Raw genomic sequence first — 21,759 nt, forward strand, 5'->3', positions numbered from 1 at the left:
TGGGTAAATGAGTGAGGTTTCCAGGTCTGAATCGAGAGTTGCCAAGGGTCTTATTTTAGCCGTGGTAGTTGTCTTTGTTTCTTTTTTATATATTCTATTTAAAAGTATTGGTCTCTATCCCCTAGTCATGTCGGATGAGTATAACTACAGTAAGTACTCCAGATTGTTACCGTTTTCTCAGGGGTTTCTACCTAATTATCTGTATTTTCTTATATACAGTGCTACTAGTTACTGTGGGGATGGTTTTTTGCAGTGTTCAAGGGTCTTTAATGTCGCCTTTTTTGTCTGCTCATTTCCGTTTATTTATTTAGTGTCAAGATTGGTTGTTGCGAGAGCAGTTTCGTTTTTTATAGCGCTTGTATGTATTTTAGGACCTTTGAATTCTTACACTGCGTACTATATGCCTGATTCGCTTTACTTTTTTTTCTTTTGGGTGTTTTGTTGGTTTACTTTGAGGCTGGATCTTCGCTCTGGTTTAGCTTCGTGGTCGGCAAGTGGTGCAATTCTCGGAGTGTGCAGTGTTGTTAAGCCGCACGCATTTTTTTTTGTTCCCGTAGTTGTTTTATATATTTCATACTCAGGGTACAAAATCCTTGGTATTTATTCTAGAAGTGTAGTTGCAAGGGTTCTTGTTTTTGTGTTGGCGGTTTTTTTGGTCAGAGTCTTACTGGGCTACCTTATCGCAGGGCAGAGTGGTTTTTCTGTTTTTGGTGCTTTTTACTCCTCTGAAGCTAGCAAAGCGTCTGGCGGACTGCAAAAATATATAAGCCTTGCTCGCTTGGGTGTCTATAGTGCCATCGGGCATATTTTGTCGTTGAGCGTATTGTTTGGTCTTCCTCTCGCCATTGCGCTTACGACGCTAGGTAAATCATTTTTGTCAAAGGGTGAGTTGTGTCCGAGACAAAAAATTTCATTTTTTTTGATTTTTAGTCTATTGGTGCTAGTTGCTGTTGTAGCGCTATTCACCGCGTCTGTGGCTGGTGGCGGTGGATACGAGACTATTGGTAGACTGCACATGCGGTACTATGATTTTTTATTCCCTATGTTTTTGATAGTAGCGGCTGCTCAGATTAAAAATGTCGAAGTAAGTGAGCGTAGATGGATAGATATAGTGTGTGGGCTCACTATCTCTGCTTCTGCTTTATATGTCGTTTATAATGGATTGGATGGCTATAGCCCCGGATTTGTTGATAGTCCAAGCCTTCGAGGTATTACATCTAATGTGAATGTGTTTTTTGCATTTTGTTTGGTTTCTTTCGGCTTGATTACTTTGTGGGTGGTGGGTTCGAAAAAGTCCATAGTTGTGTTTTTGTACTGCTATGTTCCTCTTTCAATGGCGTTCTCTTCGTTTTACCTAAATAAGGAAATGTACGCTGCTATAAAACCAACTGTTTTTGATACGGCCGGTATTTTTGCCAGGCAGTATTTGCCGTCTCAAGAGTTGCCGCATACTCTAGTGGTCGGTAAGGATGTTGCGGGTTTATATCGTGCTTTATTTCATATTGACAGTGCTGGTGCTAAGTTTGAGGCGCTGCCTGAAGGCCAGCTATATAATTTCTCTACTACTCCTGAGGATACCCAGTGGGTTTTGGCGATAGGTGACCGCTTGCTGCCAGAAAGAAAGGCAGGTGAATTTCGTGTTGAAATGAATGGTTTTCAACTCGTTAGGGTCGGCAGGAACATGGAGGTCGATTTTGCTCGTGACTCTTGGCCAGGAATATTAGAGTCTGTTGGTGGACTTTCTTGGGCTGAGCCGTGGGGGCGTTGGTCGGATACCAAAACAATTAGTTTAAAATTTCTGGAACCATTACCTGAACACCTTAAAGTCACAATTGTTGGTCGGGCCTTTGGGCCCAATGTTGGAAAGGTCATAACTCTTAATTTGGGTGCTGAGAAGGCGGAGTTCTCCTTGGGTGCGGCAATTGAAGAGAAAGTGATATATCTGCGGAACGATGGTTATTCCCGCTCAGTCTTTATAGATGTTCCAGATCCCGTAAGTCCAATGGAAATGGGGGCTAGTACTGATGGGCGTATGCTCGGAATCGGGCTTGTTAAACTGCGGGTTGAGGCAAATTGATGTTAACGGAGCGACTCATGAAAAAAGCAATTATTACCGGCATCACCGGCCAAGACGGTGCCTACCTTGCTCAGCTGTTGCTGGAAAAAGGCTACGTGGTCTATGGCACCTATCGCCGAACCAGCTCGGTCAATTTCTGGCGTATGGATGAGTTGGGTGTCACCCAGCACCCTAACCTGCACTTGGTCGAATATGACCTGACCGACCTGTCCTCCAGTATTCGCTTGCTGCAAACCACTGAGGCGACTGAGGTCTACAACCTGGCCGCGCAGAGCTTTGTCGGTGTGTCCTTCGATCAGCCGGTGACCACCGCTGAGATCACCGGCCTGGGCGCAGTCAACCTGTTGGAAGCGATCCGTATCGTTAACCCGAAGGTCCGTTTCTACCAGGCATCTACCTCAGAAATGTTTGGCAAGGTACAAGCGATCCCCCAGATCGAAACGACCTCTTTCTACCCGCGCAGCCCGTATGGTGTGGCCAAACTGTATGCACACTGGATGACCATAAACTACCGCGAGTCTTACGGTATCTTCGGTGCGAGCGGCATCCTGTTCAATCATGAGTCCCCGCTGCGTGGCCGTGAGTTTGTGACCCGCAAGATTACCGACTCGGTGGCCAAGATTACCCAGGGCAAGCTGGACGTCCTGGAGCTGGGCAACATGGATGCCAAGCGCGATTGGGGTTTTGCCAAGGAGTACGTTGAAGGTATGTGGCGCATGCTGCAGGCCGATGAGCCGGATACCTTCGTGCTGGCTACCAACCGTACTGAAACCGTACGCGACTTCGTATCGCTTGCATTCAAGGCAGTAGATATCAACCTCGACTGGAAAGGCCAGGGCGACCAGGAGCACGCGATCGATGCAGCCAGCGGCAAGACCGTTGTGCAGGTCAATCCGAAGTTCTACCGCCCAGCCGAAGTGGAGCTGTTGATTGGCGATCCTGCAAAAGCCAAGAAAGTGCTGGGCTGGGAGCCTAAAACCAATCTGGAAGAGCTGTGCCGGATGATGGTTGAGGCGGACTTGCGCCGCAATGAAAAAGGCTTTTCGTTCTAAGGCCGACAGGGCGCTTTTTGGCGCCCCGAGCGGGCGGGCCAGTTTATCGGCCCGCTCGTCCTACTCATGTTGTTCAGGCCAAAGGTGAATAGCCGTGAAACATGTTCTATTGACCGGAGCCAATGGCTTTGTCGGTAAGGTGCTGCAGGAACAATTACTTGCGGCTGGTTATCGGGTGAGCTGTGCTTGCACGTCCCCCAATCTGTCACCGCGTACAGGCGTGGAACAGGTTCTGTTGGATATTCGGGATGCTGACGCGTGCGCCGAGACCCTCGGGCGCATCAAGCCAAGCCACATCGTTCATCTGGCAGCTATTTCACATGTGCCGACCAGCTTTCGCGACCCTTTGCTGACGTGGAATACCAACGTCCTGGGCAGTTTGAATCTGCTGGAAGCAATCAAACAGCAAGCACCTGATGCTTTCGTTGTATTCGCCAGTTCTTCGGAAGTCTACGGTGAAGCCTTCAAGGCGGGTGTTGCGCTGGATGAAGACAGCCCTTGTTTGCCTATGAATCCCTATGCGGCGAGTAAATTGGCTGCGGAATTGGCGTTTGAGCAGTATTTCAAGCAAGGCATCCGTGGCGTAATCGCTCGCCCGTTCAACCACATCGGGCTCGGTCAATCTCCCGATTTCGTCACAGCGTCTTTTGCCAGGCAAATCGCGTTGATCGAGAGCGGAAAGCAGGCGCCGATCATGCAAGTGGGCAATCTTGAAGCGTGCCGGGATTTCCTCGACGTACGCGATGTGTGTGCAGCCTACTTGCAATTATTGGCGTTGAGCGAGACACAAGACCATCCACGGCTTTTTAATATCGCTTCCGGTAATGCACGCAAGATTCGCAGCATTCTTGATGAGCTGATTAGCCAGAGCAGTGCCAGTATTACCGTTGAACTCGATCCGCAACGCCTGCGACCTTCCGACATACCGTTTGCTGTGGGCAATTGTGATCGTATCCGTGATGTCCTGAACTGGCAGCCGAAGATTCCGTTGAAAGAAACGCTGGCTTCATTGTTGGCAGACTGGCGCGTGCGCGTGGTAGCCAAACAGTGAAGGTGTTGATGGGAACCGAGTCGTTACGTCCCCCATTGACCGGTATTGGCAATTACACGCTCAACCTGTTGCGTGAGTTTCAGGCAATCTCGGATGTTGAGGCAGTTGATTGTTTTGACGGGAATAGATTTTTTCCGGTGGGGGATGTTCTCGCAGGAGTGGACCGTCACATGGTGCCATCCTCATATCATCGTGCGGGCGGTCAATGGCGGGAGCAATTACGCAAGACTGTACGGGCTATGCCGCTCGCGTACAGCCTGAAATCAGCTTTTTCGAATGTACGTTTTAAGCAAGGGAGCCCAGGACGAAAGGACTTCGTGTATCACGAGCCAAATTTCATCCTCAAGTCCCATGACGGACCTAGCGTGACCACGGTGCATGATCTTTCGTTCGTGCGGCACCCCGAGTTTCACCCGGCGGAACGGGTCGCTTGGTTGAGTCGTCAATTGCCTCGAACCTTGGATCGAGCGAACTTTGTAATCACTGACTCAGAGGTTGTACGTACTGAACTGATTGAACAGTTCGGTGTAGCAAGGGATAGAGTCAAGGCCATCTATTTGGGGGCGGACGCTCGATTTCTCCCGCGCTCCGTAGAGAGCACCCAGGCCGTGTTGGCAAAGTATGGATTGGTTCATGGCAGTTACTTGACATTCGTCGGAACCATCGAGCCCCGGAAGGGGATTTCCGTACTGCTGGATGCCTGGCAGCGTCTAACACCGGCGATCCGCCGATCATGGCCGTTGGTGATCGCTGGGGCGCCTGGTTGGCGTAATGCTGAGCTGATGAGTCGGATCGAGGCATTACGGGCAAAGGGGGAGGTGAAGTACCTGCAATTTGTGAGTTACCAAGACCTGCCGTTCATTTACGCTGGGGCTGCTACTTTTGTTTATCCCTCTGTCTACGAAGGGTTTGGCTTACCGGTGCTTGAGGCCATGGCTAGTGGTGTCCCTGTCATATGTGGTGCCGGCACATCAATGGCCGAATTTGCTGAAGGTGCGTGCAAGCTTTTTGAGGTAGGCGATGCAGATGCTTTGGCCTTGGCAATTTTGGAATTGGTTGAGGATGCAAGGCAGCGTATTCGTATTGCCCATTCAGGAATAGTGCAAGCTCGGCGCTTTTCGTGGGCGCGCTGCGCCCAGGAAACCCTTAAGGTTTACATCAATGCAGTGGGTCGAAATTGATGGGGCGTCGCGATGGGTTTTTAAGAAGATTTTCTTATGCTGTACCTCTTTGAGATAATAGCAGAAGATGGACAGCGATATATTTCTGGTCAAGCGGCACAACTCGCACCAGTGTAGAAATAGATGTGCGATTTTCTTACTGAGTTTTATTTTTGTTAGATAGGTGCTATTTGAAAGTATTACATTTTTACAAAACCTTTGCTGCCGAACAACACGGGGGCGTTGAAATGTTTATCAGGCATTTGACCCATGCCACTACTAATCAAGGGTGTGAAAATGTCGTGCTTTCATTGGCTTCAGAGGGTACTTCATTGATTCAAGAGGCAGATTATCAGTTGATCCATGCCAAAGAAACTTTCAATTTGGCATCAACAGGGTTCTCTGTTTCAGCGTTCAGAATTTTTTCGCAGCTCGTAAACACGGTAGATGTTATTCATTACCACTTTCCATGGCCTTTCATGGATTTAGTTCATTTTTTTAGCCGCTGCAAAAAGCCGACGGTAGTTACGTATCACTCTGATATTGTTCGCCAAAGATTGCTTAAATGCCTCTACAGCCCTCTACAGAGTGCATTTCTGAACAGCGTGGAAGTAATCGTCGCCACAAGCCCTAATTATCTTGAAAGCTCGCCAGTGCTCGCTCGCTATCGTGACAAATCAACCTCTATTCCTATTGGGTTGGAGCAGTCGATGTATCCAAGTGCTGATAATAACAGGGTTGACGAGTTACGTAAGCACTATGGTCGATTCTTTCTATTCGTTGGAGTTCTGCGCTATTACAAGGGGTTGGAGTTCTTGCTGCAGGCGATAGAGGGTACGGGCTGGCCGCTGTTGATTGTGGGGGCGGGGCCGCTCGAGCAAGAATTGATGCAGGTGGCGGCTGAACGTGAATTACATAATGTGCATTTTATTGGACAGGTCAGTGAGCAAGAAAAAGTAAATCTGTTTGAGGCATGTTATGCCGTTGTTTTTCCCTCGCACTTACGCTCAGAAGCGTTTGGGATAAGCCTGCTTGAGGCCGCGATGTTTGGAAAACCCATGGTTTGTAGTGAAATCGGCACTGGAACCAGCTTCATCAATCAGCATGAGGTTTCGGGATTAGTCGTTCCGCCGCAGAATGCCTTGGCGATGCGTGCTGCAATGGGTCTGTTGTGGGAGTCTGAAGAGTTGGCGGCGCGCTATGGAAAGGCTGCCAGAGAGCGTTATTTGAATGTGTTTACTTCGCACTCGATGGGGGCGGCTTATGTAAAGCTTTACTCTGATCTGATAAGTCGCCAAGGAGGCGTCTAAAGGGCTGAGTCCTCTATTATATGAGTTGGGGGCTAAGCAAAATTAAGTAATTTGTGATAAGACTTCTATGTGGGGAATGATTGTAGACGAATAAGAGTATTAGCGTAACTGAAAAGAATTGCGGCGAAATGTCTAAATCGTGAGCACTTATTGGCAGACTGAGAAGAACGGGCAGATTTAAATATGACCATTGACCATCAGAATAAAATTAGGCTAGAAATCGGGAACGGTACCGGCACGGAGCCGCGTACTAAAATAGCAGTATTGATTCCCTCCTATCGAGTAACTCCCCATGTTTTGGGTGTGATTTCAGCAATCGGCCCGGAAGTCGAACGAATCTACGTCATTGACGACTGTTGTCCAGACGGCTCTGGCGCGCACGTCGAAAAGAACTGTGCCGATCCTCGGGTGACAGTGTTGCGCAATCCTGAAAATCAGGGTGTTGGTGGCGCGGTAATGACTGGTTATAAGGCCGCGATTGAAGATGATATGGACGTGATCGTCAAAATCGACGGGGATGGTCAAATGGATCCGGCACTGATTATGAGTTTCGTGAATCCAATACTTAATGGAGAGGCAGATTATACGAAGGGGAATCGGTTCTTTGATTTGGAGGAAATTCGCGCAATGCCAAAAGTTCGTCTATTTGGCAATGCCATACTTTCTTTTATGACGAAATTTTCTTCTGGCTATTGGGATCTGTTTGACCCGACTAACGGTTATACTGCGATACATGGCGAGGTTGCCAGGCATTTGCCGTTTACTAAGATCAGTCGTCGTTATTTTTTTGAAACGGATATGTTGTTTAGGTTGAACACGCTGCGAGCGGTCGTAGTCGATATTCCAATGCATGCAAAATATGGTGATGAGGTTAGTAACCTTAAAATATCCCAAGTGGTGGGTGAGTTTTTTTTTAAGCATGTTCGGAATTTTAGTAAGCGAATATTTTATAATTACTATCTGAGGGATATGTCGCTGGCATCTATTGAACTTCCTGTCGGCTTGTTCATGTTGGTGTGCGGCTTGATTTTTGGCGCTAGCCATTGGGTAAACTCTATATATTCGGGCCTTCCAACGCCGGCTGGTACAGTGATGCTCGCAGCGCTGCCTGTTATTTTGGGTATTCAGCTAATTCTTGCTTTTCTTGGACAGGATATCGCGTCTGTGCCTAGGAGGCCATTTCACCTGTCCAAATTAAGGTCCAAGTTTAAAAGAGATAATGAGTAATATTTTTTAAGGTATACGATCCATCAAACACACCTAATACTAGGTGCACTCCTGTTTATCTTGATATTTCCGGTGAGCAGTTCTAGGGAAACAACGGCTCGTATTCAGTCATGTACTGCGGCGGCAACCGCTCCAGTACGTGACACCGCAACGTACTGGGCTCCCGGCTGTTAACCTTGGCGGTCTCGACCTGCACCCCGGCGATGGCGCCTTTGTGTGTATCGCTGAAAGGCCAAGCCTTCCGTCCGATCATGAACAGCTATATTGCTCGCTTTACCGGGTTGTAGTCGATCGATAACAACCAGCTTCTACTTAGGGTAGAGGTAAATTTTTCGTTTAGCATCAGGTCGCATCATAGCGTGCTGGCTCAAGAGAAAAACCGGAGTACAGTATCGGGGATCAACTGCTGGCTTTGAATGTGGGGTTTACGGAACGCTCATGGTGAATTCAAGTGTGATAGTTTTTGATGCAGCTCATCAATAGCATTTCGCATCGTAGGCCAATCGAGAAAGCCGCGCCGTTCGTAATAAAGAGGTTGTTTATGAGGAGGCTGTTCCAGTCGCTGTCTATTGACAGCTTGTAGCTGTTGGACGCCATGGCGTAAATAATGACCGCCTACGAATGGGAATAAACCCAACCACGTTCGCCATTGGGACGGATAGGACAGACAAAACCTTATGTACCGAAAACGATTTCGCAAAGCAATAGGCTGTCGCTCAACGGGGCCATTCTCTGGAAGTGGTGACAACACGCGAAAAAGTGGACCAATGCAATTTCGAGCATTGTAAAGTGAATACTGCCGGACGGTGACCGAAGTTGCTCGTGCCCCCAGTAACTCCACGGCAATAGCATGCAGCAAGTCATGATCAGGGTGCCCGCCTTCCCAGGCGGGCACAAAACAGGCCTGAAGAGTTGAGTGGTCATTAATAAAACAATCAAGCCATTCGGTAAATATGCCAACATGCTGATGCAGTTGCCCATCACCAATTGACAGTTGTCGGCCGACAAAAATGATGTCTGTCATTGCAACACCTAACTTCCGAAGCACTTCTCGCGACTCATGGTCTCGACAGTCAGAATCAGCGGTGGCAGCCCCATCCGTGGCGTATATGCAGCGGACCCAGCGGCCAGCATCTAGCTCTCGCTCGATTTGATGGAATACCCCGAATTCGTCATCTTGATGGGCCATCAGAAATATAGAACTTGGTTTCACGTCCGTACTCCGAAATCAAGGTATATCAATTGTATCGATATTGAGAAGCTTGATTTTTTCCAGAAATGCATTATTTTTTCCGTCTGTTCGGTAAGGCATTTGTAGCCAAAGCTTCTCGGCTCGAAAAGGAAATTTGGCACCTTGATAAAAAATATGCCAGGTCGGTAAGCGGACAAGGTGATGGCAAGCCCGGAGTTGGAAGAGTACAACCCATCACTGCCGAGTAGGTTGACCAGAAGTGGTTTTTTTCTAGTGAACCATCCACCTGTTGGCCTTACCAATTTCCATAAACCATTTTGGTGGATCGGCTTTCTAAAAAAGCGCCAAAGAAATGGTACGCCTACATACAGGTACAAATTTCCATCAAGGGTCCAACCCAGTCCTTTTTCACGTATTCTTCTAATGTTTTTATTAGGGTAGCCACAAACCACATATATATCTTCCTCAAGAAAGGACTTATACAGCCGTTTTCCAAGAATCACCGATGATCCTTTTTGGGTTCCATCGGACATGGTATCAGTAGAAAGGAAAATAGCGGAGTCTTCATGGCTTAATTTTAATCCGCAATACGCGGCAACCATGGTGCCGTCTTTGACGGTGTAACAAATTCTTGAGTCATTGAGCAAGTACTTTTGAAAGACCCGGGTCGCATTTTCCTCGGTGCCTCCGAAACATCTCTGGAATAAGCGAATCCATTGCGCAATGAATGCATTGCTATAGCTGTTACGCGTTACAATATAAATGCCATCATCCAATAATTCATTCATGAGAAGTCTCGCTCCTTTTGAAAACTATAAGTTTCGATTGTGCATAACTGATGAAGATAAGGAGTATGTCGGCAAGGATCTTGGCGACGACCTCCATTGATGTGATCCACAGTATGGCAGACAGAATCAATGCTGAAAGTGGAATATTCAGTGCCAAGAGAGTGAAGTAACGCACCGCTTGCTGTGCCCGCCCCTTTGCGTCGGTCACGCCAAAAGTGAAGGCCCTGTGTGCTGCGAACGAAAAAACGCCGGCTAAAACCTTGCTGATCATATTTGCAATGAGCAAATCCATTTCAAAAACATTAAACAGCAGAAGGAACACGCTAAGATCCGCGCCGTAAGTTAGCCCCCCGACGAGCAGGTAGCGAGTGAACTGAATTAGATGTCGTTGCATTAAATTCCTGCGGGTGCATATCCGCTTGACAGTAGTGCTACCACCGAAGGTCCTTGGCGCTTTGGTTCCTTAATAAGTCGGTAAACCAACGCACATGAGCCCCCCCTTTTTCAACGCCCTGTTTTTTGGGGGGCAGTAATCAGAGTATCGCAGACGCATCGTAACCAATAAAGCTAAGGAAGAGCTGAATGCCAGCAAGAATAGGCAAGTCTTGCCGTATTGCGGATCTCACAGGTGGCGGAAGGGCGGGGATGCGAATGGTCAAATGTGATGGTGTCATCCGCTATCAGCTCTGCTGTCTCCAGTGTCCCGAACAATCAATGCAACAACCTGTTCTTTATGGCCCACAGCTTTGCTTACAGCAACGGATGGCTGATCCAGCCGTTTTGTTCCATCGTAAGGGCTTGGCCGAACGATTATCATGAGCCTCAAAAAATTGACGAATACGATACAGTGGCGTCTTTCCAGCTGCGCGAGCCAGCCTTCCACGGCGCTCACCCACGAACCACTGGTTGGTGTGAAGTGCAGCTTGAAACGCGGTTGGTTCTCGAATCAATGCTTGATGGGCGGCGTTTTGTGAGTCGAGTTGTTTCCCAGGATGACAAGCAGGTCGAGCGCTGCGGATTTAGCGTGGTCGATCTGTTGCAAAAACGCCAGAAACTCTTTAACACGGTGGCGCTGGCTATCTGCCCTATGGTCTCGCCCGCCACAATATCAAAAGGGGCATACAAACTGAAGGCGCCATTACGCTTGTAATCATGCGCGCGTCGCAAGGCTTGGCTGTTCAGTGATAGGCCGAAAGGTGTCACCGGCAGTGTGCAGATATATAGCTTGGTCGAGACCGCCAAGCGAAGAATCGGGCAGACTTATATCATCGGTGAAGTGGAAGGAGCTCCCTGCGTACATGTGGTTGACGCTGCTTGCCTGCCCAGCGTTACCGACAAATCGCATATGTTGACAATCATGGCTAACGCAGATCGGATAGGTCGTTCACTAACCAGCGTTTCTGAATTAGCAGACATTCTTACACTGACGCGGTTTGGGGCGAATACAGGTATTACAGAGTGGTCATTGATTTGTCGGCCTGCACAAACAATTGGCGCCTCCTTCTGGGCGTTGTTCTTCGCTTTCAGGAGTTCGGGATCCCCGAGGGGGATCTTTACCCTAACATCGGATAAGTAAACAACGCAAAATGCAGCAAATTCAGCCCAAAATGCGTAACAACCGCCGCCCCCAACCCGCCAAACCGATACGCCAGCCCATAGCCGACGCCAGCAATAGTCGCCAGCAACGTCCACTGCCAACCCGCACCCAAGTGCACCAGCCCGAACAGTAACGCCGCCAACAACAGCGCCAAATTCTCCCCATATGGCAACTGCCTGAACCGCTGGCTCAACCCACCCTGGATATACCCCCGAAACAACGCTTCCTCCACCAGCGTCACCAGCAACAAATTATTCAACACCCACAACCAGGCCTGCTCCGGCCATTTCGGCGCCCAACTGATAATCCCCAGCAACACCGCGCCGCCAAGTGCGGCAATCGCCGTCAAGGTCAACGCCAGGGCGGTGGCATAGATCGACAGGCGCAACGAGCGCCGCGCAACAATCCACGGGCAGGCCAGCAGCAGCCAGAAGCCAATCAGCGGCTTGTCCTGGTTCAAATACATCGAGAACGGTACGGCATCATCAGTAAAGCGCTGTGGCGCGATTCCGCGGCCGTTGTAAAACCCCGGCAACCAATGCATTGCCAACCCCAACGCCAGCACGATAAACAGGCCGTGGCCGAGATAGCGCACCCAAGGGTTTCGCTGTTGGCGTACGGCAAACCCGGCCAACAGCAACATAGCGACGGACAACCCCGCCATCAAACCCAGTTGCCCGTAGCTCAAGGCAAGTACATAGCCGATGGAAAGAAGCGCCAGGTACAGCCATGGCATCGCGAGCATGGGAAATCCTTGTGACTATCAAAATCTGAGGCCGGCAGTATAACGACCGTCTTGCGCCGCAAAAATGAAAACACCGCCTTTGTAGGCGGTGTTTTGTGTCGCGGGTGTCAGTTACGAGGCAATCAACTGCCGCAACACGTAGTGCAGGATCCCGCCCGCCTTGAAGTACTCGACTTCATTCAGGGTGTCGATGCGGCACAGCACCTCGACTTTCTCGCTGCTGCCGTCTTCCCGGGTGATCACCAGTGTCAGGTTCATGCGCGGTTCGATCTCGGCATGGGTCAGGCCCAGGATGTCGATCTTCTCTTTGCCGGTCAGCTTGAGGGCCTTGCGATTCTGGTCCAGCTTGAACTGCAGTGGCAATACGCCCATGCCCACCAGGTTGGAGCGGTGAATCCGCTCGAAGCTCTCGGCGATCACCGCCTTGACCCCCAGCAGGTTGGTGCCCTTGGCGGCCCAGTCGCGGCTTGAGCCGGTGCCGTATTCCTGGCCGGCGATCACCACCAGAGGGGTGCCCGACGCCTGGTATTTCATGGCAGCGTCGTAGATCGGCATTTTCTCGCCGGTAGGGATGTAGATCGTGTTGCCGCCTTCTTCACCACCGAGCATTTCGTTGCGGATGCGGATGTTGGCGAAGGTGCCGCGCATCATCACTTCGTGGTTGCCGCGACGCGAACCGTAAGAGTTGAAGTCCCGTGGCTCGACGCCCTGCTCGCGCAGGTATTTGCCGGCCGGGCTGTCGGTCTTGATGTTACCGGCGGGGGAGATGTGGTCGGTGGTCACCGAGTCTCCCAGCAGTGCCAGCACGTTGGCGCCTTTGACGTCTTCGATCACCGGCAGTGGCCCGCCAATGTCGTCGAAGAACGGTGGATGCTGGATGTAGGTCGAATCCTTTTGCCAGACGTAGGTAGCGGCCTGTGGCACTTCAATGGCTTGCCACTGTTCGTCGCCGGCAAACACTTCGGCGTATTCCTTGTGGAACATCTGGGTGCTGACTTGCGCGACGGCGTCGGCAATTTCCTTGCTGCTGGGCCAGATGTCCCGCAGGTACACCGGTTTTCCGTCGGAGCCGGTGCCCAGGGGTTCGCTGCTGATGTCCATGCGCACGGTGCCGGCCAGGGCGTAGGCCACGACGAGGGGCGGGGAGGCCAGCCAGTTGGTTTTCACCAGTGGGTGCACCCGGCCTTCGAAGTTACGGTTGCCCGAGAGTACCGAGGCCACGGCCAGGTCGGCTTTCTGGATGGCTTTCTCGATCGGCTCGGGCAGCGGCCCGGAGTTGCCGATGCAGGTGGTGCAGCCATAACCCACCAGGTCGAAGCCCAGCTTGTCGAGGTACTGGGTCAAGCCCGCCGCTTTATAGTAATCGGTGACCACTTTCGAGCCGGGCGCCAGGGAGGTTTTCACCCACGGCTTGCTCTTGAGGCCTTTTTCCACGGCCTTTTTCGCCACCAGGCCGGCGGCCATCATCACGCTCGGGTTGGAGGTGTTGGTGCAGGAGGTGATCGCCGCGATCACCACCGCGCCGTTTTTCAGGCGATAGGTCTGGCCTTCGAAGTCGTAATCGGCTTCACCGATCAGGTCGGCATTGCCGACAGCCACACCGCCACCGCCTTCACTTTCCAGGCGGCCTTCTTCTTTGTTGGTCGGTTTGAATTGCAGGTCGAGGAAGTCGCTGAAGGCCTGGCCGACGTTCGGCAGCGAGACGCGGTCCTGCGGGCGTTTAGGCCCGGCCAGGCTGGCTTCGACGCTGCCCATGTCCAGGGCCAGGCTGTCGGTGAAGATCGGTTCCTGGCCAGCTTTGCGCCACAGGCCTTGGGCTTTGGTGTACGCCTCTACCAGTTTGACAGTTTCTGCAGGACGGCCCGACAGGCGCAGGTAGTCCAGGGTCACCTCATCCACCGGGAAGAAGCCGCAGGTGGCGCCGTATTCCGGGGCCATGTTGGCGATGGTGGCACGGTCGGCCAGGGGCAGGTCAGCCAGGCCATCACCATAGAACTCGACGAATTTACCGACCACGCCTTTTTTACGCAGCATCTGGGTGACGGTCAGCACCAGGTCGGTGGCGGTGATGCCTTCTTTCAGCTTGCCGGTGAGCTTGAAGCCGATCACTTCCGGGATCAGCATCGACACTGGCTGGCCGAGCATCGCGGCTTCCGCTTCAATCCCGCCCACGCCCCAGCCCAATACGCCGAGGCCGTTGATCATGGTGGTATGGGAGTCGGTGCCTACAAGGGTGTCGGGGAAGGCATAGGTGCGGCCGTCTTCATCCTTGGTCCACACGGTGCGGCCGAGGTATTCCAGGTTGACCTGGTGACAGATGCCGGTGCCTGGCGGTACCACGCTGAAGTTGTCGAAGGCGCTCTGGCCCCAACGCAGGAAGGCGTAGCGTTCGCCGTTGCGCTGCATTTCGATGTCGACGTTTTCCTGGAAGGCGCCGGTGGTGGCGAATTTGTCGACCATCACTGAGTGGTCGATCACCAGGTCTACCGGTGACAGCGGGTTGATGCGCTGCGGGTCACCGCCGGCCTTGGCCACCGCGGCGCGCATGGCGGCGAGGTCGACCACGGCGGGAACGCCGGTAAAGTCTTGCATCAGCACCCGGGCCGGGCGGTATTGGATCTCGCGGTCGGAGCGGCGCTCCTTGAGCCAGGCGGCAATGGCCTTGAGGTCGGCGCCGGTGACGGTTTTTTCGTCTTCCCAGCGCAGCAGGTTTTCCAGCAGCACCTTGAGGGACATGGGCAGTTTGTCCAGGTCACCCAGGCTCTTGGCGGCTTCGGGCAGACTGAAGTAGTGATAGGTCTTGTCGTCGATCTGTAGGGTTTTAAGGGTTCTCAGGCTATCAAGGGATGACATTACATGACTCCTTATGGTCCGCACGGCTACGGACCTGACGGGACGAACAGAGCTTACAAATTAGCCCTGTTTTAAGTAGCTGGCTAATTACTGGACTCTATCAATAAGTCCAAGGTTCCGAACTCGGCTATCATGCGCGCGTTTTCATGACAGGCATTGCGCTATAGCAAGCCCGTGATCCAGGAGAGTTGATGAACACCCTTTTTATGCACTGCCGCCCGGGTTTTGAAGGCGAAGTCTGTTCCGAGATCGCGGAACACGCCGCGCGCCTGAACGTTTCGGGCTACGCCAAGGCCAAGACCGGCAGCGCCTGCGCCGAATTTGTGTGCACCGAAGAAGACGGCGCCCAGCGCCTGATGCGCGGCCAACGCTTTGCCGAGCTGATCTTTCCAAGGCAGTGGGCGCGTGGGGTGTTCATCGATTTGCCGGAAACCGACCGCATCAGCGTCATCCTGGCGCACCTGCGGGATTTCCCGGTGTGTGGCAGCCTGTGGCTGGAAATGGTCGACACCAACGATGGCAAGGAGCTGTCGAACTTCTGCAAGAAGTTCGAAGGGCACCTGCGCAAGGCGCTGATGGCTGCCGGCAAGCTGGTGGAAGACGCCGCCAAGCCGCGCCTGTTGCTGACCTTCAAGAGCGGTCGCGAAGTGTTCATGGGCCTGGCCGAGTCGAACAACTCGGCGATGTGGCCGATGGGCATTCCCCGCCTGAAATTCCCCCGGGACGCGCCAAGCCGCTCGACCTTGAAGCTGGAAGAGGCCTGGCACCACTTTATCCCCCGTGATCAGTGGGACGAGCGCCTGCACAGCGACATGACCGGCGTCGACCTCGGCGCAGCGCCGGGCGGCTGGACCTGGCAACTGGTCAACCGTGGCATGCTGGTGACCGCCATCGACAACGGCCCGATGGCCGAGAGCCTGATGGACACCGGGCTGGTGCAGCACTTGATGGCCGATGGCTTCATCTACACGCCCAAGCAGCCGGTGGACTGGATGGTCTGCGACATCGTCGAGAAACCGGCGCGCAACGCGGCCTTGCTGGAAACCTGGATTGGCGAGGGACATTGCCGCGAGGCAGTGGTCAACCTGAAGTTGCCGATGAAGCAGCGCTATGCGGAGGTGAGGCGCCTGCTCGACCGGATCGCGGAAGGCTTCAAGGAGCGGGGCATTCGGGTGGAGATCGGTTGCAAGCAGCTGTACCACGACCGTGAAGAAGTGACCTGCCATTTGCGTCGGCTGGATGTGAAGAAGCCGAAGGCCCGGTAAACCGCCCCCTGTAGGAGCGAGCTAGCTCGCGAAAACCTTGAGGGCGCCGCTGACTACCTGGCGCCCCGCGTTACCGTTAAAATGCCGGCCTGTTTAGGAGTAAACCATGAGCCTGACCCCTGATTTACCCGTCGATGCCGTTCTCGACGCCACCGGCCTCAACTGCCCTGAACCGGTGATGATGTTGCACCAGCACATCCGCGACCTGGCGCCCGGTGGCTTGCTCAAGGTCATCGCGACCGATCCGTCGACCCGCCGCGACATCCCCAAGTTCTGCGTATTTCTTGACCATGAACTGGTGGACCAGCAGGAACAAGCCGGTACTTACCTGTACTGGATCCGCAAGAAGTCCGCTTAAACCCTGCGAATCCGCTTGCGTGCACTGCGCACCAGGCGGATCACCAGCATCGCCGCCGCACAGCTCAGGCCCACGATCAGGCCCTGCCACAAGCCACTCGGGCCGCGGGCCTGGCCCAGCCAGTCGGTCAGCCCCAGCGCGTAGCCCACCGGCAAGCCCACGCCCCAATACGCAAACAGCGTCAGCACCATGGTCACCCGCGTGTCCTGATAACCGCGCAGCGCACCGGCGGCCGTGACCTGAATCGCGTCCGAGAACTGAAACAGCGCCGCAAACACAATCAGCATCGCCGCCACCTGGATCACCAGCGGGTCCTGGGTGTAAATGGTGGCGATCTGTTCGCGAAACAGCAGCATCAGGCTGCAGGACAGGCAGGCGTAAACCAGCGCCGTGCCCATCCCCACACCGGCAGCGAAGCGCGCTTCACGGGGTTCGCCACGGCCCAGGGCCTGGCCCACGCGCACGGTGACCGCCATGCTCAACGAGTAGGGGATCATGAACACCAGCGAGCTGAAATTCAGCGCGATCTGGTGCCCGGCCACCACTGTGGCGCCGAGGCTGCCGATCAGCAGCGCGATCACCGCGAAGATGCTCGACTCGGCAAACACCGCAATCCCGATCGGCAAGCCAATGCTCAATACGCGCTTGATCACCGACCACTGCGGCCAGTCAAAGCGCTTGAACAGCTCACTGCTCTGATAGACCGGCGCCCAACGGGTCCAGGCGGCGAGGCCGAACATCATCACCCACATCACGATCGCCGTGGCCCAGCCACACCCGATGCCGCCCATGGCCGGCACGCCGAAGTGGCCGTAGATAAACACATAGTTCAGCGGAATATTCAGCGCCAGCCCGCACAGGCCCATGACCATGCTCGGCCGGGTGCGGCCCAGGCCGTCGCTGAAGCAGCGCAGCACGTAATACAGCGCAATCGCCGGCATGCCCGAGGCGATGCCGTGCAGGTAGCCCATGCACGGCTTGATCAGCTCCGGATCGACCTTCATCAGGTGCAGGATCGGTTCGGCGCTGATCAGCAACAGCAGCGCGGTAATCCCCACCACCAGTGCCAGCCACATCGACTGGCGCACCAGCGGGCCGATCTCACCGTGAGTGCCGGCGCCAAAACGTTGCGCGACCTTCGGCGTGGTGGCCAGCAGGGTGCCGGTCATCAGCAGGTATACCGGGATCCAGATGGAGTTGCCCAGGGCGACCGCCGCCAGGTCCCGGGCGCTGACACGCCCGGCCATCACCGCATCGACAAAACCCATGGCGGTGGTCGCCAGTTGCCCGATCATGATCGGCAGGGCCAGCGCCAGCAGGTTACGCACCTCAAGGCTGACGCGGGCTGGGCGGGAGAGGGCGGTGGTGGTTGCGGCAGTGTTCACGTACGGATGTCCAGAGAGGCGGAGCGCAGGACGGCGCATTCTACGCCCTGACGTGTTGGTCAGGAAAAAACCTGTGTTGTGGATTTGTAAGCACTTCTGCGCGCAAAGATTGCTTTTTGTGGCGAGGGAGCTTGCTCCCGCTGGGCTGCGCAGCAGCCCCAGGACGGGCAACCGATGTGTACCTGAAAAAACACGTTGCTTCATTTGGGAGCGCTCCGCACTCCAGCGGGAGCAAGCTCCCTCGCCACAAGGAAAACCGCTGTACACTGCTGATCCGCGAAAGGAGCCTGCCATGCTGATTGTTGCCGACGAAAATATCCCGCTGCTCGATGCATTCTTCGAAGGATTTGGCGAGATTCGCCGGGTCCCGGGCCGGTCCATCGACCGCGCAACCCTTGAGCAGGCCGATGTGCTGCTGGTGCGTTCGGTGACCAACGTCAACCGGGCGTTGCTCGAAGGCACGCCGGTGCGGTTTGTCGGTACCTGCACCATCGGCACCGACCACCTCGACCTCGATTACTTCCAGCGCGCCGGTATCCAGTGGTCCAGTGCCCCGGGTTGCAACGCCCGTGGCGTGGTCGACTATGTGCTGGGCAGCCTGCTGACCCTGGCCGAGATCGAAGGCGCCGACCTGGCCCAGCGTACCTACGGCGTGGTGGGTGCCGGTGAAGTTGGCGGGCGCCTGGTCAAGGTGCTCAAGGCTTTGGGCTGGAACGTGCTGGTGTGCGACCCGCCCCGGCAGATCGCCGAGGACGGCGATTACGTCAGTCTGGAGCAGATTGTCGAGCAGTGCGATGTGATCAGCCTGCACACGCCGCTGAACAAATCCGGCAACGGTTCGACCTGGCACCTGTTTGACCGCGAGCGTCTCAATCAGCTCAAGCCCGGCGCCTGGCTGATCAACGCCAGCCGTGGCCCGGTGGTGGACAACGCAGCCCTCAAGGACGTGCTGCTGGAACGTGAAGACCTGCAGGCGGTGCTGGATGTGTGGGAAGGCGAGCCCCAGGTGGATGTCGACCTGGCTGACTTGTGTGTGCTGGCCACCCCGCATATCGCCGGCTACAGCCTGGACGGCCGGCAGCGTGGCACGGCGCAGATCTACCAGGCGCTGTGCCGGTATCTGGGCCAGAAGCCAACCATTCAACTCAGCGACTTGTTGCCGGAGCCCTGGCTGGCCGAGGTCAGCCTCAACGCCAATACCGACCCGGCCTGGGCGCTGGCGGCCCTGTGCCGTGGCGTGTACGACCCGCGACGTGATGACGCGGACTTCCGCCGCAGCCTGGTAGGCACCGTGGACGAACAGCGCAAGGCGTTTGACCAACTGCGCAAGCACTACCCGCCGCGGCGTGAGATTGATGGTCTGAAGGTACGGGTCAGCGGCGAGTCTGCAGCCCTGTCGAACATTGTCTCGGCGTTGGGCGCACAGGCAATCTGAGGGCATAAAAAACCCGGCCCTCAAGGCCGGGTTTAAAAGAGCGTGGGCGAATCAGCCTCGCTTGGCAGGCTTGACCAATTTTTGCTCCAGTTCGGCGCATGCGCTCTGGATCATCTCTTCGGTGATTTGCACTTCGCGGCCTTGAGCGTCGATGTACGAGCAAGGCAACTGCTGCGGTTGGCGGATCACTTCAATCTTGGCATCGCTGCTGTTTTGCAAGGACATGGCCCGTCTCCTCATCAGGTTGTGTACCTACTCTAAAACCCCCGCGTGACCACGTTGTTACAACTCCATACACGGCCAGCGGATCGAATGCCCAGTCCAGCAGAAACCGATACGAATTTCCAGCCGGGCCTTAGACCGATAGCCTCTAGGGGCTAGGTTCGGTAAGCATAATTAACCTGACTCATTGTGATTCGCTCAAGTTCCCCCCATGTAGCTATGCAGGTTCCCGTCCCCAACACCTCAGGTGAAACCCTTCATGTTCTCAGCCCGCCACCGCCGCGCGATTCGCCTCGCCAGCCGCTTCATCGCCCCCTACCGCTGGCAGGCCCTGGGGGCTTTGTTGGCGTTGATCGTCACCGCCGGCATCACCTTGTCCATGGGGCAAGGCATCCGTCTGCTGGTGGACCAGGGGTTCATGACCCGGTCGCCGCACTTGCTCAATCAGTCCATCGGCCTGTTCATGATGTTGGTGCTGGGCCTGGCCGCGGGTACGTTTACGCGGTTTTACCTGGTGTCGTGGATCGGCGAGCGGGTGGTGGCGGACATCCGGCGGCAGGTGTTCAACCACTTGATTTACCTGCATCCGGGCTTCTACGAAAACAACCGCAGCTCGGAAATCCAGTCCCGCCTGACCACCGACAGCACCTTGTTGCAATCAGTCATCGGCTCCTCGCTGTCGCTGTTTCTGCGTAACGGCCTGATGGTGATCGGCGGGATCGTGCTGCTGTTCATCACCAACCCCAAGCTCACCAGCATTGTCGTCGTAGCCTTGCCCCTGGTGCTGGCGCCGATTTTGATCTTCGGCCGCCGGGTGCGGAGCTTGTCGCGCCTGAGCCAGGATCGTATTGCCGACGTGGGCAGCTATGTGTCCGAGACTCTGGGTCAGATCAAGACCGTACAAGCCTATAACCACCAGGTGCAGGACGAGCAGCGCTTCGCGGTGACGGTGGAAGAGGCGTTCACCACCGCCCGCAAGCGTATCCTGCAGCGCTCGTGGCTGATTACCCTGGTGATCATGCTGGTGCTGGGCGCCGTGGGCGTGATGCTCTGGGTGGGAGGCATGGACGTAATTGACGGGCGTATTTCCAGTGGTGAACTGGCGGCGTTCGTGTTCTACAGCCTGATCGTCGGCAGCGCCGTCGGCACGTTGAGCGAAGTGCTGGGCGAGTTGCAGCGCGCGGCTGGTGCGGCCGAGCGAATTGGCGAGTTGTTGCAGTCGAGCAATGAGATCAAGGCACCCGAGGCCGGCGTGATCAAGCTGCCGGAGCGTGTCAGCGGCCGCCTGGACATCCAGGACCTGCGCTTCTCCTATCCTTCGCGCCCGGATCGTTTTGCCATCGACGGCTTGAGCTTGAACATCAATGCCGGCGAAACACTGGCCCTGGTCGGCCCCTCCGGCGCGGGCAAATCAACCCTCTTCGACCTGTTGCTGCGTTTCTATGACCCACAGCAAGGTCGCATCCTGCTGGAAGGGCAACCGCTCACCGAGCTTGACCCGCCGGACCTGCGCCGCTGCTTCGCCCTGGTGTCCCAGAGCCCGGCGCTGTTTTTCGGCACCGTTGAAGAAAACATCCGCTACGGCAACCCGTCGGCCACCTCCGCCCAGGTCGAAGAGGCGGCGCGCATCGCTCACGCCCACGATTTCATCCTGCAAATGCCCGACGGCTACCAGACCCACCTGGGCGATGGTGGCCTGGGGCTCTCCGGCGGCCAGCGGCAACGCCTGGCCATCGCCCGGGCGTTGCTGGTGGATGCGCCGATCCTGTTGCTGGACGAAGCCACCAGCGCCCTGGATGCCCAGAGCGAACACTTGATCCAGCAAGCGCTGCCGCAGTTGATGGAAGGGCGCACCACGCTGGTGATTGCCCATCGGCTGGCCACGGTGAAGAACGCTGACCGGATTGCCGTGATGGATCAAGGCAAGCTGGTGGCGGTGGGTACGCATCAGCAGTTGATCGCCAATAACCCGCTGTATGCGCGATTGGCGGCGTTGCAGTTCAGTGATGGTGAGTCCAGCGTCCACTAAATAACCCCCCATA

Annotated in this window: 18 protein-coding genes and 1 pseudogene; 11 read left to right on the top strand and 8 right to left on the bottom strand. The window is 54.8% G+C overall.

Annotated features, from left to right (window positions below):
• Positions 1–7: 7 nt before the first annotated feature.
• The 6 genes from JFV30_RS05135 to JFV30_RS05160 all read left to right on the top strand — a co-directional run bounded on the left by JFV30_RS05135 (position 8) and on the right by JFV30_RS05160 (position 7,877).
• The gene (locus JFV30_RS05135; RefSeq protein WP_201122270.1) at positions 8–2,077 is read left to right on the top strand and encodes a DUF7024 domain-containing protein; all 2,070 of its coding nucleotides are present in this window, start codon (positions 8–10) and stop codon (positions 2,075–2,077) included.
• 17 nt (positions 2,078–2,094) lie between these two features.
• On the top strand, positions 2,095–3,129 hold the full coding sequence (gmd, locus tag JFV30_RS05140; protein ID WP_201122272.1) for a GDP-mannose 4,6-dehydratase: 1,035 nt from the start codon (positions 2,095–2,097) through the stop codon (positions 3,127–3,129).
• A gap of 94 nt (positions 3,130–3,223) precedes the next feature.
• Complete coding sequence (locus JFV30_RS05145) at positions 3,224–4,180, top strand: GDP-mannose 4,6-dehydratase (RefSeq protein WP_201122274.1); 957 nt, start codon at positions 3,224–3,226, stop codon at positions 4,178–4,180.
• Complete coding sequence (locus JFV30_RS05150) at positions 4,177–5,361, top strand: glycosyltransferase (protein WP_201122276.1); 1,185 nt, start codon at positions 4,177–4,179, stop codon at positions 5,359–5,361. The genes JFV30_RS05145 and JFV30_RS05150 overlap by 4 nt, the downstream gene beginning before the upstream one ends.
• 170 nt (positions 5,362–5,531) lie before the next feature.
• Positions 5,532–6,650 (top strand): glycosyltransferase, encoded by a 1,119-nt coding sequence (locus tag JFV30_RS05155; RefSeq protein ID WP_201122278.1) that lies wholly within the window; start codon positions 5,532–5,534, stop codon positions 6,648–6,650.
• Positions 6,651–6,833: 183 nt separating this feature from the next.
• Complete coding sequence (locus JFV30_RS05160) at positions 6,834–7,877, top strand: glycosyltransferase family 2 protein (protein WP_201122280.1); 1,044 nt, start codon at positions 6,834–6,836, stop codon at positions 7,875–7,877.
• Between the two features lie 82 nt (positions 7,878–7,959).
• Here the strand turns inward: JFV30_RS05160 and JFV30_RS33005 are convergent.
• From JFV30_RS33005 to JFV30_RS05175, 4 genes and pseudogenes are all read right to left on the bottom strand, one after another.
• Positions 7,960–8,175 (bottom strand): annotated as a pseudogene (locus JFV30_RS33005) (IS66 family transposase); the annotation flags it as partial.
• A gap of 138 nt (positions 8,176–8,313) precedes the next feature.
• Positions 8,314–9,090 carry a PIG-L family deacetylase gene (locus tag JFV30_RS05165; protein WP_201122282.1) on the bottom strand — a complete coding sequence of 259 codons (777 nt, stop codon included), beginning with the start codon at positions 9,088–9,090 and terminating at the stop codon, positions 8,314–8,316.
• Positions 9,087–9,857 carry a hypothetical protein gene (locus JFV30_RS05170; RefSeq protein ID WP_201122284.1) on the bottom strand — a complete coding sequence of 257 codons (771 nt, stop codon included), beginning with the start codon at positions 9,855–9,857 and terminating at the stop codon, positions 9,087–9,089. The genes JFV30_RS05165 and JFV30_RS05170 overlap by 4 nt, the downstream gene beginning before the upstream one ends.
• Positions 9,850–10,251, bottom strand: a complete 402-nt coding sequence (locus tag JFV30_RS05175) for a GtrA family protein (protein WP_201122286.1) — start codon at positions 10,249–10,251, stop codon at positions 9,850–9,852. Before JFV30_RS05175 ends, JFV30_RS05170 begins: the two co-directional genes overlap by 8 nt.
• A 270-nt stretch (positions 10,252–10,521) precedes the next feature.
• Between JFV30_RS05175 and JFV30_RS33565 the strand changes: the two genes are divergently transcribed.
• Positions 10,522–11,007 carry a hypothetical protein gene (locus JFV30_RS33565; protein WP_201122288.1) on the top strand — a complete coding sequence of 162 codons (486 nt, stop codon included), beginning with the start codon at positions 10,522–10,524 and terminating at the stop codon, positions 11,005–11,007.
• A 403-nt stretch (positions 11,008–11,410) separates the two neighbouring features.
• Here the strand turns inward: JFV30_RS33565 and JFV30_RS05185 are convergent, their stop codons facing one another.
• Both JFV30_RS05185 and acnA read right to left on the bottom strand, forming a co-directional pair.
• Positions 11,411–12,199: a CPBP family intramembrane glutamic endopeptidase gene (locus tag JFV30_RS05185; protein WP_201122290.1), complete on the bottom strand. Its 789-nt coding sequence runs from the start codon at positions 12,197–12,199 to the stop codon at positions 11,411–11,413.
• 111 nt (positions 12,200–12,310) lie between these two features.
• A complete protein-coding gene (acnA, locus tag JFV30_RS05190) occupies positions 12,311–15,052 on the bottom strand; it encodes an aconitate hydratase AcnA (protein ID WP_201122293.1) in 2,742 nt (913 codons plus the stop codon).
• Between the two features lie 191 nt (positions 15,053–15,243).
• Here acnA and rlmM point away from each other — a divergent pair, with 191 nt between their 5' ends.
• Both rlmM and tusA read left to right on the top strand, forming a co-directional pair.
• A complete protein-coding gene (gene rlmM, locus JFV30_RS05195; protein ID WP_201122295.1) occupies positions 15,244–16,317 on the top strand; it encodes a 23S rRNA (cytidine(2498)-2'-O)-methyltransferase RlmM in 1,074 nt (357 codons plus the stop codon).
• Positions 16,318–16,423: 106 nt separating this feature from the next.
• Positions 16,424–16,675, top strand: a complete 252-nt coding sequence (gene tusA, locus JFV30_RS05200; RefSeq protein ID WP_003218998.1) for a sulfurtransferase TusA — start codon at positions 16,424–16,426, stop codon at positions 16,673–16,675.
• Here tusA and JFV30_RS05205 read toward each other — a convergent pair.
• Entirely contained in the window at positions 16,672–18,060 is a 1,389-nt protein-coding gene (locus JFV30_RS05205) for an MATE family efflux transporter (protein ID WP_201122297.1), read from the bottom strand. The genes tusA and JFV30_RS05205 overlap by 4 nt on opposite strands.
• A gap of 292 nt (positions 18,061–18,352) precedes the next feature.
• Here JFV30_RS05205 and pdxB point away from each other — a divergent pair, with 292 nt between their 5' ends.
• Complete coding sequence (gene pdxB / locus JFV30_RS05210) at positions 18,353–19,495, top strand: 4-phosphoerythronate dehydrogenase PdxB (RefSeq protein WP_201122299.1); 1,143 nt, start codon at positions 18,353–18,355, stop codon at positions 19,493–19,495.
• A 51-nt stretch (positions 19,496–19,546) separates the two neighbouring features.
• On the opposite strand, the gene JFV30_RS05215 is transcribed toward pdxB, so the two are convergent.
• Complete coding sequence (locus JFV30_RS05215) at positions 19,547–19,720, bottom strand: PA1571 family protein (protein ID WP_201122301.1); 174 nt, start codon at positions 19,718–19,720, stop codon at positions 19,547–19,549.
• Positions 19,721–19,976: 256 nt separating this feature from the next.
• Here JFV30_RS05215 and JFV30_RS05220 point away from each other — a divergent pair, with 256 nt between their 5' ends.
• Complete coding sequence (locus tag JFV30_RS05220) at positions 19,977–21,746, top strand: ABC transporter transmembrane domain-containing protein (RefSeq protein ID WP_201122303.1); 1,770 nt, start codon at positions 19,977–19,979, stop codon at positions 21,744–21,746.
• Positions 21,747–21,759: the final 13 nt, after the last annotated feature.

Source organism: Pseudomonas sp. TH32 (genome assembly GCF_016650855.1).
In the GTDB taxonomy this organism is placed as follows: Bacteria; Pseudomonadota; Gammaproteobacteria; order Pseudomonadales; family Pseudomonadaceae; genus Aquipseudomonas.